General features: G+C 63.2%; 13 protein-coding genes. 9 read left to right on the top strand and 4 right to left on the bottom strand.

The genetic code is table 11. The features are described 5' to 3' along the window. Positions 1–187: 187 nt before the first annotated feature. The 3 genes from SKC41_RS26570 (at position 188) to SKC41_RS26560 (ending at position 3,129) form a co-directional block, all read left to right on the top strand. Positions 188–1,237, top strand: coding sequence for an ABC transporter permease (locus SKC41_RS26570; protein ID WP_330980690.1), 1,050 nt, complete (start codon positions 188–190; stop codon positions 1,235–1,237). Between the two features lie 2 nt (positions 1,238–1,239). Beyond that, positions 1,240–2,220 (top strand): ABC transporter ATP-binding protein, encoded by a 981-nt coding sequence (locus SKC41_RS26565; RefSeq protein ID WP_330980689.1) that lies wholly within the window; start codon positions 1,240–1,242, stop codon positions 2,218–2,220. Positions 2,221–2,355: 135 nt separating this feature from the next. After that, positions 2,356–3,129, top strand: coding sequence for a YwaF family protein (locus SKC41_RS26560; RefSeq protein ID WP_330980844.1), 774 nt, complete (start codon positions 2,356–2,358; stop codon positions 3,127–3,129). Between the two features lie 61 nt (positions 3,130–3,190). Here the strand turns inward: SKC41_RS26560 and SKC41_RS26555 are convergent, their stop codons facing one another. Next, positions 3,191–3,652: a hypothetical protein gene (locus SKC41_RS26555; protein ID WP_330980688.1), complete on the bottom strand. Its 462-nt coding sequence runs from the start codon at positions 3,650–3,652 to the stop codon at positions 3,191–3,193. A gap of 152 nt (positions 3,653–3,804) precedes the next feature. On the opposite strand from SKC41_RS26555, the gene SKC41_RS26550 reads away from it, so the two are divergent. The 3 genes from SKC41_RS26550 (at position 3,805) to SKC41_RS26540 (ending at position 7,872) form a co-directional block, all read left to right on the top strand. Next, positions 3,805–4,524 carry a hypothetical protein gene (locus SKC41_RS26550; protein WP_330980687.1) on the top strand — a complete coding sequence of 240 codons (720 nt, stop codon included), beginning with the start codon at positions 3,805–3,807 and terminating at the stop codon, positions 4,522–4,524. Between the two features lie 267 nt (positions 4,525–4,791). Beyond that, entirely contained in the window at positions 4,792–7,227 is a 2,436-nt protein-coding gene (locus SKC41_RS26545) for a glycogen/starch/alpha-glucan phosphorylase (RefSeq protein ID WP_330980843.1), read from the top strand. Between the two features lie 39 nt (positions 7,228–7,266). Continuing rightward, positions 7,267–7,872, top strand: a complete 606-nt coding sequence (locus tag SKC41_RS26540; RefSeq protein WP_330980686.1) for a hypothetical protein — start codon at positions 7,267–7,269, stop codon at positions 7,870–7,872. A gap of 19 nt (positions 7,873–7,891) precedes the next feature. Here SKC41_RS26540 and SKC41_RS26535 read toward each other — a convergent pair whose 3' ends face one another. From SKC41_RS26535 to SKC41_RS26525, 3 genes are all read right to left on the bottom strand, one after another. Beyond that, positions 7,892–8,098: a long chain fatty acid-CoA synthetase Faa4p gene (locus SKC41_RS26535; protein ID WP_330980842.1), complete on the bottom strand. Its 207-nt coding sequence runs from the start codon at positions 8,096–8,098 to the stop codon at positions 7,892–7,894. A 173-nt stretch (positions 8,099–8,271) separates the two neighbouring features. Continuing rightward, positions 8,272–9,078 carry an SDR family oxidoreductase gene (locus SKC41_RS26530; RefSeq protein ID WP_330980685.1) on the bottom strand — a complete coding sequence of 269 codons (807 nt, stop codon included), beginning with the start codon at positions 9,076–9,078 and terminating at the stop codon, positions 8,272–8,274. Beyond that, positions 9,075–9,953 carry an HpcH/HpaI aldolase/citrate lyase family protein gene (locus SKC41_RS26525; RefSeq protein ID WP_330980684.1) on the bottom strand — a complete coding sequence of 293 codons (879 nt, stop codon included), beginning with the start codon at positions 9,951–9,953 and terminating at the stop codon, positions 9,075–9,077. The genes SKC41_RS26530 and SKC41_RS26525 overlap by 4 nt, the downstream gene beginning before the upstream one ends. Before the next feature lie 190 nt (positions 9,954–10,143). Between SKC41_RS26525 and SKC41_RS26520 the strand changes: the two genes are divergently transcribed. From SKC41_RS26520 to SKC41_RS26510, 3 genes are all read left to right on the top strand, one after another. Further along, a complete protein-coding gene (locus SKC41_RS26520) occupies positions 10,144–10,329 on the top strand; it encodes a hypothetical protein (RefSeq protein ID WP_330980683.1) in 186 nt (61 codons plus the stop codon). Positions 10,330–10,407: 78 nt separating this feature from the next. Further along, on the top strand, positions 10,408–10,542 hold the full coding sequence (locus SKC41_RS26515) for a hypothetical protein (protein ID WP_330980682.1): 135 nt from the start codon (positions 10,408–10,410) through the stop codon (positions 10,540–10,542). Next, complete coding sequence (locus tag SKC41_RS26510) at positions 10,539–11,246, top strand: PAS and ANTAR domain-containing protein (protein WP_330980681.1); 708 nt, start codon at positions 10,539–10,541, stop codon at positions 11,244–11,246. The genes SKC41_RS26515 and SKC41_RS26510 overlap by 4 nt, the downstream gene beginning before the upstream one ends. Positions 11,247–11,293 lie beyond the last annotated feature (47 nt).

Genomic DNA, 11,293 nt, shown 5'->3' with positions numbered 1-11,293 from the left:
TTGACGCCCTTACGTTTGTGATTCGCTTTGCCGCGCGAGGCACGGCACAAGTTCACAACCAAGCATCGCTCTGGTTTCACTCCATGCCAACGACGGCGGCTGCACTGATCACCGTTGGCTTACTTATCGCGCTGTGTGCCAAACATGTTGCCGCTCAGGCCCGCATGCGCGGCGGAAGGTGGTAATCATGCTTTTCACCGCATTGCGCGACATGCAGTGGCGCAAATGGCGCTTCGTGATCGCGATCATCGTCACCGGGCTGGTATTCGCGATGACGCTCGTCCTCACCGGGCTCGCGAACGGGTTCCGCGTGGAGGATGAGCGCACCGTCGAGTCCCTGGGCGTTGACGTGTTCCTGATCAAATCGGGCGCGACCGGACCCTTCCTGGGTTCCGCACCCTTCCCGCAGGCGGAACTGAAGTTGGTCGCCAGCGAGCCGGGAGTCGTTGCCGCGGCTCCCCTCACGTACAAGGGTGCGACGTTCAAGAACGGCGACTCCACGCACCCGGCTGCCATGTTTGGGGCACCGTCGGGTGGTCCGGGTATGCCGGCGATGTCCGAGGGCAGGGCACCATCAGGCCCCGACGAATTGGCGGTTTCGAGCACGATTGGCCGCCGGATCGGCGAAGAGCTCGAGGTCGGTTCGCGCAAGCTGCTGATCGTCGGCATCGTCAACGATTCCACCTCGCTGGCAAAGACACCCAACCTCTTCGTGACGACCGAGGGGGTTCAACAACTGGAGTTCGGCGGCCAGCCGCTCATCTCATCGATCGGGGTTCGCGGCACGCTCTCGCAGGTTCCCGACGGATACCGGGTTGTCAACCGCGCAGTTGCGGTCGACGACCTGATGCGGCCGACCAGAATCGCGGTCCAGGCGATCAGGATTGTTGCCATTCTGCTGTGGATCGTGGCGGCGTTGATTGTGGGCGGTGTCGTCTATCTGTCCGCGCTGGAGCGCATGCGTGACTTCGCGGTATTCAAGGCGATCGGCGTCGCGACGCGATCGGTACTGGCCGGCCTTGTGCTGCAAGCGATCGTCGTCACCACCCTCGCTGCGGCCTTCGGCGCCGGGCTTGCTCGCTTGCTCGCACCGCTGTTCCCGATGAACGTCATCGAGCCCCCGGCGGCCTACCCACTACTGGCGGTAATCGCCGGCGGGGTCGGTCTGCTGGCCAGCGCCACGGCAGTCCGACGGGCTGCCGCCGTCGATCCCGCACACGCATTTGGAGGTCCCTAATCATGCTCGGTTTACGCATCGATGACCTCGTCGTCGAATACTCAAGCGGCGGCAGTGCCATCCGCCCGATCGACGGGCTGAACCTTGAACTGGACGCCGGCTCGTTGACCATCCTGCTCGGCCCCAGCGGCTGCGGGAAAACGACACTGCTCTCGTGCCTCGGTGGACTCCTGACACCCACGTCCGGCCGGATCACCGTCGGTGACGTGGTAGTGACCGGGCTGAGCCGCCGCGCGATGACGCAATACCGGCGGCGCGACGTCGGCATCGTGTTCCAGGCGTTCAACCTGGTGCCAAGCTTGACGGCGCTCGAGAACGTTATGGTGCCGCTGCGCGCAGCAGGAAGGTCACGCGGCCAGGCGCGCCTGCGCGCCGAGGAGCTGCTGACCCGTGTCGGGTTGCGGGACAGGATGTCCCATCGACCGGGCGATCTCAGCGGCGGCCAGCAACAACGGGTAGCGGTCGCGCGCGCGATCGCCCTCGATCCGCCGCTGATCCTGGCTGACGAACCGACAGCACATCTCGACTACCTCCAGGTCGAGGAGATACTCCGCCTGATTCGCGAACTTGCGACCGGCGATCGCATGGTCGTCGTGGCCACCCATGACCCTCGGTTACTCCCGATGGCCGACCGTGTGATCGAGATGGTGCCGACGACGACCTTGGTCAACCGCGCCCACGAGACGATTCAGCTCAAGGCGGGAACAGTGCTGTTCGACCAAGGCGCGCTATCCGATCTGATTTACACAGTTTCTGAAGGCGAGCTCGAGATGGTCCGTCAACCGGCGAACGGCAGCCGAGAAGTGCTCCGAATCGCCAAGTCCGGCGACTACTTCGGCGAGATCGGACCGCTGTTCGGCCTACCGCGCTCCGCCACGGTGCGCGCCCGGACCGACGCGGTGGTAACGGGCTACAGCGTCCCCGCTTTCCGCCGGCAGCTCGGCGCCGATGCCGAACAGGGGCGCGAGCCCGCCATGGACTAGTTCCTCCGCGCCGCGATTGCGCGATCCACCGAACACCTCGCAAACACCGAAAACCGGCAATTCAAAAGGAGATAAGTCATGTCTCAACTGAGCTACAGCCCGATCATCACATCTCAGTTTGGCGGGAGGCACGTGATGTGCTATTTGATTGCAACTTTGGCGATAGTCACGGCGGCAAATTTGGCCACGACTCCCGCGACGCGGCAGTTCTCCGCTTACGGCCCATCACATTTGGCGGTGCTCTTCGCTTTCGTGATCGGGTCCGCCGCGTTGGTGTGGGTTGGGCGCCGGCAGACCGAATCGCAGGCGCGGCACTTCGGTCGCGTCCTGGGTGTTGTGATCATGACGATTTTCGGCGTGGCGATGGTGTACAAACTGGTCCAGCCGGCCATTGCCCAGTCGGTGCCGTTACAACTGTGCGATGTCGCCGAACTCACGGCGGCGTACGCTCTGTGGTCGCAGCGCACATGGGCCGCCACTCTCGTCTATTACTGGGGTCTCCCCCTGAGCTCACAGGCATTGATCACACCGGATCTCAACGCAGCAGACTTCCCTAGCCATAGCTTCCTTACATTCTTTGCGTTGCACCTGCTCGTTGTATGGGCGGCCATCTATCTGACTTGGGGTTACGGGAACCGGCCGGGTTGGCGCAGTTATCGCTTCGCGGTCCTCACGACCCTCGCGTGGGGAGCGTTCACCTTGGTCTTCAACACAATCGCGGGAACCAACTACGGTTTTCTCAACCGGAAACCCGCCAACGCCTCAGTCCTGGACTTTCTAGGGCCCTGGCCGTTCTACGTGCTGGCGGAGATCGCCATTGTTGGCGTGATCTGGGCGCTGATGACCTGGCCATGGGAGCGAAAAGCGGGACACCGAGCACCACAAGAAGTCCGAAAAGTATTGATCTAGAGCAGAATAGCTGATGCCCACAGCTTCGTAGCGCTGTGGGCATCAGCTTGCTCTGGGCGGATCAAGCCCCAGGAGCGCTCGCTATGCTGCGAGCTTCAATCGCCTTGACGCTGTTGGAGAACGCCTTACCCAAGGACCCCTTGCCGACGGTTCCCAGCACGAATGACAGCACCCGTCCCTTCAGGTTCTTCCCCTCGCGGACGATGACGACATCGATGTCGGTCGTTCCGCCTGGCTGCCGGGTGAGCGTGTAGGTGTAGCCGGAGGCTCCGCCAAACACATTGGAATCGATGGTCGTGAGCTTGACGTGAATCGGGTCCGACCAGTCGTAAAGCAATCGTTCCCAAATGCCGCCCGACCCCTCCGTGACATCGGCTGCAACGGGGCCGCTGGCATGCACCGTCAGATAGGCATCGGCGCTGTTCTTGAAAATCTTCGACCGTCCCGGTCCGAAGTCGGTGAGCCCGGCGATGAACTGCTCGGGGGTCGACGTGGTCGACGCGTGAAAGTGGATGACGCACATGACAAATTCCTTTCAATGAAGTTGGGTACCTGCGCCAATCAGCAAGCTGCGCAGATTCGAAATTCCAGCGACCGGCGCGCCAGCCGATCCCGATTGATACCTGGTATTGACAGGGACACTCTGGAGCCGAAACCTCGGCCTATGATCGATCGATGTCGGGCCTGCTTGATGCCGTGCTCGCGGCACACGGAGGACTTGGTCGCTGGCGCCAGTTCGATTCGATGGAGGCGACCATCGTCAGTGGCGGCAAGTTATGGGAGGTCAAGGGCCAGCCGCAAGATCCGACGCCGCGGAGAATGACTGTTGCGCTGCAACGCGAATGGGCTTCCGTACAACCATTTGGTGCGGCCGACCAGAAAACCGATTTCACGCCCGAGCGCATTGCGATCGAAAAGCTCGACGGCCGTGTCGTCGCCCAACTTAGCGACCCGCGCGAATCGTTCGCCGGCCACGTATTGACCACGCCGTGGGATCCGTTGCAGCGCGCCTACTTTAACGGCTACGCCCTATGGACCTATCTGACCACACCGTTCTTTATGACACTGCCCGGATTCGTGGTCAACGACATCGATCCCGTCGAAGACAACGGTGAGCGCTGGCCAGGACTACAAGTGCGTTTTCCCGACCACTTCGCCAGCCACAGCAGCACCCAAGAGTTCTACTTCGGCGATGACCACCTGCTGCGCCGCCACGACTACCGTGTCGACGTCGCCGGCGGGTTCGCCGCGATCCAATACGTCTACGACCCGGTGGAGGCCGACGGCATCAAGCTGCCGTCCAGGCGCCGGGCGTATCGCTGTGACGACAGCGGCCGGCTGATGCCCGACGAGCTCATGGTGTCGATCGACGTGAGCGACGTCCAGCTCAGCTGATCCGGCCGGCCTTCGCCGCCGACGACAGCGCCGTTTCGTCGCCAGTGCGTGACGTTGCGTTCACGTGACGGTCGTCAATTTCGCGCTTGGTGTGCAAACACCGCTGCCAGACTGACGAACTGCGCGAAGCTCGGCAGATCGGTGCGATACTGCCACCACCTCTAGGGAGTAGGAATCACCATGACCGATCTCGACCACACCCCCTCCGACGGATTGTCTGCCGCCCCCTCCAGGCCCGCCGACCTGGCCGAGCACTCTCGCACCGGGATGGGCGCCCCCGCGCTGCAGCGCGCGATCACCGATCACCTGCGCTACTCGATCGGCCGCCCGGCCGCGGCCCTGCGGCCCGAGCACTACTACCGGGCGCTGGCGCTGGCCGTGCGCGACCGCATGCAGGACCGCCGGGTGGCGTCAACGCAGACCTCGCTCGACCTCGGACGCAAGGTGACCTGCTACTTGTCGGCCGAATTCCTGATGGGCCCGCAGCTGGGCAACAACCTGCTGAACCTGGGCCTGGAGGGCGCTGCGAAGTCTGCCCTGGCCGCGATGGGACAGCGCCTCGACGAAGTGCTGGCCTGCGAGGAAGAACCGGGATTGGGCAACGGCGGCCTGGGCCGGCTCGCGGCCTGCTACCTGGACTCGCTGGCCACCCTCGAACGTCCGGCAATCGGTTACGGAATCCGTTACGAATTCGGCATTTTCGACCAGGAGATCCACGACGGCTGGCAGGTCGAGCAGACCGACAACTGGCTGGATCGCGGAAACCCCTGGGAGATCGCCAAACCCGACGTCAACTACTTCGTCAAATGGGGCGGCCACGTCGAGCGCTACAGCGACGACACCGGCCGGGAGCGCTCCCGATGGGTGCCCGGTTTGTTACTGAAGGGCACCGCCTTCGACACTCCCATCCAGGGTTACGGCGTCAACACCTGCAACGTGCTGACCCTGTGGAGCGCGCGGGCGGTCAAGTCGTTTGCGCTGGACGCCTTCAACACCGGCGACTACTACAAGGCGGTCGAGGACGAGGTGACGTCGGAGACGGTCACCAAGGTGCTCTACCCCAACGACGAGCCGGAGGCCGGCAAGCGGCTTCGTCTGCTGCAGCAGCACTTCTTCGTGTCCTGCTCGCTGCAGCACGTGCTGCACATCATGGACGATCTCGCCGACGCGGGTGTCCGGGAGTTGCCCCAGCGATTCGCCCTGCAGCTCAATGACACTCACCCGTCCATCGGCGTCGCCGAGTTGATGCGGCTGCTGATCGACGAGCGACACCTGGAGTGGGAAGAGGCGTGGGACATCACCGTCGCGACATTCGCCTACACCAACCACACCCTGCTGCCGGAAGCGCTCGAGACCTGGCCGCTGGAGCTCTTCGGCGAATCGCTGCCGCGACACCTGGAGATCATTTACGAGATCAACCGGCGGTTCCTCAACGAGGTGCGCACCCGATTCCTCGGCGACGCGGACCGCGTCCGTCGGATGTCGCTGATCGGCGAGGACGGTGGGAAGAACGTCCGGATGGCACACCTGGCCACGGTCGGCAGCCACGCCATCAACGGCGTCGCCGCGCTGCACTCGGAGCTGCTGAAAGAGAGTGTACTCAAAGACTTCTTCGAAATGTGGCCCGAGCGGTTCAGCAACAAGACGAACGGCGTGACACCGCGGCGATTCCTGGCCCTGTCCAACCCGGGGCTGCGCGAGCTGCTGGATCGCACCATCGGGGACGGCTGGTTAACGGACCTGGGCAAGCTGCGTGGTCTGGAACCGTTCGTCGACGACGCCTCCTTCCGGGAGCAGTGGCGCGACATCAAGCGCAACAACAAGGCCCGGCTGGCCAACTTCATCAAGGAGACGACCGGCGTCGAGCTGAACCCGCAATGGATCTTCGACATCCAAGTCAAGCGAATTCACGAGTACAAGCGCCAGCATCTCAACGTTCTGCACATCATCGCGCTGTACTACCGGCTCAAGCAGAACCCCGAGCTGTCAATTCCACCGCGCGCCTTCATCTTTGGTGGCAAAGCAGCTCCCGGTTACTTCTTGGCCAAGCGAATCATCAAGCTGATCAACGCCGTTGGCGAGACGATCAACAACGACCCGGAGGTCAACAAGTTCCTGAAGGTCGCGTTCATCCCGAACTTCAACGTCCAGAACGCGCACCTGATCTACCCGGCCGCCAACGTGTCCGAGCAGATTTCCACCGCAGGCAAGGAAGCTTCCGGCACCGGCAACATGAAGTTCATGATCAACGGCGCCCTGACAGTCGGCACGCTCGACGGAGCCAACGTCGAGATTCGTGAAGAGGCCGGAGCGGAAAACTTCTTCCTGTTCGGCCTAACCGTCGACGAGGTCGAGGCACTCAAGGCGAGCGGTTACCGCCCGTCGGATTTCATCGACAGCAATGACGAGCTGGCCTCGGTGCTGAATCTCATTGCTGACGGCACGTTCTCGCACGGCGACACCGAGGTGTTCAAGCCGCTGGTGGACAACCTGCGTTACGACGACCCCTTCCTGGTGTGCGCCGACTACGCCTCCTATGTGGAGTGCCAGGCCCGCGTGAGTGCCGCATGGCTGGATGGGGAGTCGTGGACCAAGATGTCGATCCTGAATACCGCGCGCAGCGGCAAGTTCTCGTCCGATCGCGCCATCGCCGAGTACTGCGACGACATCTGGAAGGTCTGGCCACTGACGGTGAAGATCTGAACCGTTGGGGCTAGGGGCGCGGACGTCTAAGCTTTCGGGATGCCCATTCTTGGCGACGCAACCACCGTCACAGCACGATTGACGAAGTCGGCGTCCAACGCATTGCGGATCCAACTCGCCACTCCCGACGGCGATGAATTGGCGCGCGCCCAACAAAAGGGCGGTGCGAGCGTGCTGTTCGGATTCAAGAACGGCGGCAAGAGCGAATACACCCTGTCCAGCGCCGCAGGCGACGAACTGCGGATCGCGGTGGCAGGGACCACGACCATCACCCGACAGAACTCACCCGTCGGCAGAATCGTGCCGGCCGACGGTGCAGCGAGGTTCGAAGACGGCCACGGAACCGTTCTGGCAGTGGTTGCGCCGCATTCCGGCTTCAAGGCCGATCGCGCGTGGAACCACCGGATCCTGTCTCCCACCGGTGACGAAATCGGTGTCCTGACTTTGATAACTGTTCACACCGGCTGGCACGACATCGATTCCGAGGCCATGCAATTGCTGTTCGATTACAACGTCAACACCCAGAAGACGCCGTCAGCGGGTGCGCTCCTAAAACTTCGCGGGCCGGTCGCGCCAGAACTCGGCGACATCATGGCCGCAGCGTGCGTCGACTTCTCCGTGTTGCCCCGCGGGTACGTCGCGTAAGGCGCGACAGGCCGCAGGACTAGCGGGTCTCTTTCGAGACGTAAACGATGATGTAACCGACCGGGATGCCGGTGCGGGCGGCGATGCATTCGCGCGCTACCAAGTCGACGGTGGCCCGGCGGCTGGCGCGCGCGACGGCGTCGATCTCGGGGATCCGGACGAGCCACCCATCGGTGTCCCGGGTGATCTCGATGTCGAAGCACTGACCGACCTTTGGGAAGGTCACATGCGCAGCGCTGCGCGGCGATTGCGCACGTCGCAGGGTGGGCTGAATAAGCATCTGCTTTTCCTGAGTCGACAATGGGCCGCGCGCAAGAATAATGCGAAAACGCGCCAAACACCTAATCGGCAGCGCCACCTGGGACCTCACCCGTGACCTCACCGTTGTGTGACCGTTAGTCAGCGATAGCCCGGCAGATCCGGTACGCCGCTGGCCGTCAGCCAGCCGCCGCCGTCGACCACCAGCACGGCCCCCGTCACGTAGGACGCGGCATCGCTGACCAGGAACAACACCGTCTCGGCGACCTCGGTGGTCGAGCCGGGGCGCCGCAGCGGGTTCTGGATGGCTCGGTGCTGGTCGTCGCCGGCGATTCTGCGGACGCCCTCGGTCCCCGACATCGCCCCGGGGGCAACGACATTGACCCGAACTCCATCGGGCCCCCATTCGATCGCACAGGCACGGCTGAACGCGTCAACGCCGGCTTTGGCCGACACGACGTGCGCCTGCAGCGCCATGCCCCGGTACTGGATCGCCGCGCTGATGTTCACCACGGCCCCACCGTGCTCACGCAGCCAAAGGTCGTACGCCGCTTTGGATACGTTGAATGTGCCGAGTAGATCGATGTCGACCACCGCTTTGAATCCGCCCGCGCTCAGGTCGCTGATCGGGACCGGGAAATTCCCGGCGGCGTTGTTGACGACAATGTCGAGTCGACCGAAGGCGGCCAGCACGTCCTCGACGACGACCGTGACCTCGTCACTGCTACGGACGTCGCAGACGCCGTAAACGGCCTCAATCCCCTCTTCCCGCAACGTCCTAACCGCGGCCTGAAGATTGGGTTCCTTTCGGCTGCAGATGGCCACGCGAGCGCCATGGCTGCCCAATACCCGGGCGATCTCCAAACCCAATCCGGTGGCCCCACCGGTGACCAGCGCCACCTTTCCTTGCAGCAGATCCACCCGAAATGGGCTCGGGCGGAACGTCATTGGGATTCGAGTTCGGCGATGAGATCGGCCAGGGCGAGGATCCGCTGCGCGTCACGCACGTGCAGGTTTTCGATCATGCGGCCATTCACGGTGATAACGCTGTTCCCCGCGGCCTGGGCCGCCTCATACGCCGAGACGATCTCGCGGGCATCGGCGAGTTCGTTGTCCGAGGGACCAAACAATTCGTTGGCGGGGGCAACCTGGGTCGGATGGATCAAGGTTTTGCCGTCGAAACCCATCTCGCGGCCCTGCTGTGCCTCGGCCCGGAAACCCGCTTCGTCGTCGATGGTGTTGTATACGCCGTCCAAGATGGCCTTGCCTGCCGCTCGCGCACCCAACACCGCAAGCGCCAACGCGGGTACCACCGGTGCACGTCCGGGTACATGCAGGCCGTGCAGTTCGTTGACCAGGTCGTTGGTGCCGACCACCAGCACGGTCAGCCGATCGCTGGCCGCCGCGATCTCCTCCGCCCGCAGGATGGCTCGCGGCGTTTCGATCATCGCCCACAGCTGCAACGACTGCGGCGCATCGAGCGCATCGAGCGCATCGGCCAGCGTTCGGACTTCTTTTCCGGTCTCTACCTTCGGCACCAGCACCCCATCGGCCGCCGAACCGGCGACGGCGGCGAGATCGTCGTCGTGCCAATCGGTGCCCGCGCCATTGATACGCACCACAACCTCGCGAGGCCGATAGCCGTCTGACGAGAGCGCGTCGCACACCTTCGCTCTGGAGCCGACTTTGGCGTCGGGGCCGACCGCATCCTCGAGATCGAAAATCAGCACGTCGGCGGGGAGCGATTTCCCCTTTTCGAGTGCTCGATCTTTGTTGCCGGGGAGATACAGAGCGGATCGGCGCGGGCGCGTCGTCGGTGCCATGCGGTCAGCCTAGAGCGCTAGTCTGGCCCGCCCGGAAAGTGGTGGCGGTCGGCATTGTGGAATTGCCACCATTTCGTCGCACAATTCGCGCCATTGTCGCGACGCGCGAAATTGGGGCGGTGAGAATCGGCGTCGAGGGGTTTATGCTGGTACTCGCGGCGTAGTGCCGACCGAAAAGATAGGTCGAAGCATGAGCACTGACAAAGTCAATCGCGGCATCTTGCTTACGATGGTGGCGCTCGTAACGATCGCCTACATCGCGCTTTATGAGCAAGCCTCAACCAACTTCAGGCTGTACGTGCCCCTGTGCGTGGCGGCCTTGGTGGGATTGCTGATTCGCGACGCGGTGAACAGCCACAAGCCCCACCGGCACTGAGTCGATACCACGTCGGCTCACACGGATCGGTGACCTGAATCACCCATCCGTAGCGCAACCGGCTCCGAACACCGAAGTATGAGTCGACTGCAGCGCGCCGACGACCTGGCGGTGCGGATCTATTGGTTGATGTCCCCGCTCCGCACGCCGGACAGCGTGGTGAAGCTCGAGGACGCCGGCAACGCATGCCAGCAAGCGAGGCTTCGCCGATGACCAGACGAACCGTCGGTCGCGTCGACCTTCGTCCGGCGCCTCGAAAGTCTGGTGACCCCGGTGACGTCGATGGGCTCGCCGAACTTTCTCCGCAGGGGGTCGGATGGTTCCGCTTCTACTTCGATGACCAACGCTGGGAGTGGTCTGAACAGGCGCAACGGTTGCACGGGTATGAGCCGGGAGCCGTGACTCCGACGACCGAGCTGTTGCTTTCGCACCAGCATCCGGATGACCGCGATCAAGTCGCCGCGACCTTCGACGCGATCACGCACCCCCGTGGCGCATTGACCAGCCGGCACCGCATCATCGACACCGGCGGCGTGGTGCGCTGGGTGATCGTCGTCGGGGATCAGTTTTCGGATCACCGCGGCAAACCGATCGGCACCCACGGCTTCTACCTCGACGTCACCCCCACGCATCATTCAATGCATTCAGTGGAGGACACGATCACCGCACGGTTGGGCGAGATTGCGGACAAACGTGCCCCGATCGAGCACGTCAAAGGCATGCTCATGCTCGTCTACAACCTCGACGACAACGCCGCGTTCGAGTTGCTCAGTTGGCTGTCCCAGAAAAGCAACGTCAAATTGCGCGTCCTGGCCGAAAAAATCGGTGTCTCTTTGCGGGCAGCCGCGCCGAGTGCAATAGCCGATCGAACCATTTTCGACCGTGCACTGATGACCGCGCATCGTCTCGCCGATTAGGACTTCAAGCCGCCAGCGCACCGCGTCGCGCCGATTGGCACGAAGCA

This window comes from Mycobacterium sp. 050128 (assembly GCF_036409155.1).
Taxonomy (GTDB): domain Bacteria; phylum Actinomycetota; class Actinomycetes; order Mycobacteriales; family Mycobacteriaceae; genus Mycobacterium.
Note: the sequence above shows the minus strand (reverse complement) of the source record. Positions and strands in the feature narration are given on the sequence as shown.

What these genes read in the sequence shown, in the direction of transcription:
- SKC41_RS26570 (WP_330980690.1), top strand. Translation starts at nt 188, where the DNA reads ATGCTTTTCACCGCATTGCGCGACATGCAGTGGCGCAAATGGCGCTTC.
- SKC41_RS26510 (WP_330980681.1), top strand. Translation starts at nt 10,539, where the DNA reads ATGACCAGACGAACCGTCGGTCGCGTCGACCTTCGTCCGGCGCCTCGA.
- SKC41_RS26525 (WP_330980684.1), bottom strand. Translation starts at nt 9,953, where the DNA reads ATGGCACCGACGACGCGCCCGCGCCGATCCGCTCTGTATCTCCCCGGC.
- SKC41_RS26560 (WP_330980844.1), top strand. Translation starts at nt 2,356, where the DNA reads ATGTGCTATTTGATTGCAACTTTGGCGATAGTCACGGCGGCAAATTTG.
- SKC41_RS26530 (WP_330980685.1), bottom strand. Translation starts at nt 9,078, where the DNA reads ATGACGTTCCGCCCGAGCCCATTTCGGGTGGATCTGCTGCAAGGAAAG.
- SKC41_RS26545 (WP_330980843.1), top strand. Translation starts at nt 4,792, where the DNA reads ATGGGCGCCCCCGCGCTGCAGCGCGCGATCACCGATCACCTGCGCTAC.
- SKC41_RS26520 (WP_330980683.1), top strand. Translation starts at nt 10,144, where the DNA reads ATGAGCACTGACAAAGTCAATCGCGGCATCTTGCTTACGATGGTGGCG.
- SKC41_RS26565 (WP_330980689.1), top strand. Translation starts at nt 1,240, where the DNA reads ATGCTCGGTTTACGCATCGATGACCTCGTCGTCGAATACTCAAGCGGC.
- SKC41_RS26550 (WP_330980687.1), top strand. Translation starts at nt 3,805, where the DNA reads ATGTCGGGCCTGCTTGATGCCGTGCTCGCGGCACACGGAGGACTTGGT.
- SKC41_RS26540 (WP_330980686.1), top strand. Translation starts at nt 7,267, where the DNA reads ATGCCCATTCTTGGCGACGCAACCACCGTCACAGCACGATTGACGAAG.
- SKC41_RS26555 (WP_330980688.1), bottom strand. Translation starts at nt 3,652, where the DNA reads ATGTGCGTCATCCACTTTCACGCGTCGACCACGTCGACCCCCGAGCAG.
- SKC41_RS26515 (WP_330980682.1), top strand. Translation starts at nt 10,408, where the DNA reads ATGAGTCGACTGCAGCGCGCCGACGACCTGGCGGTGCGGATCTATTGG.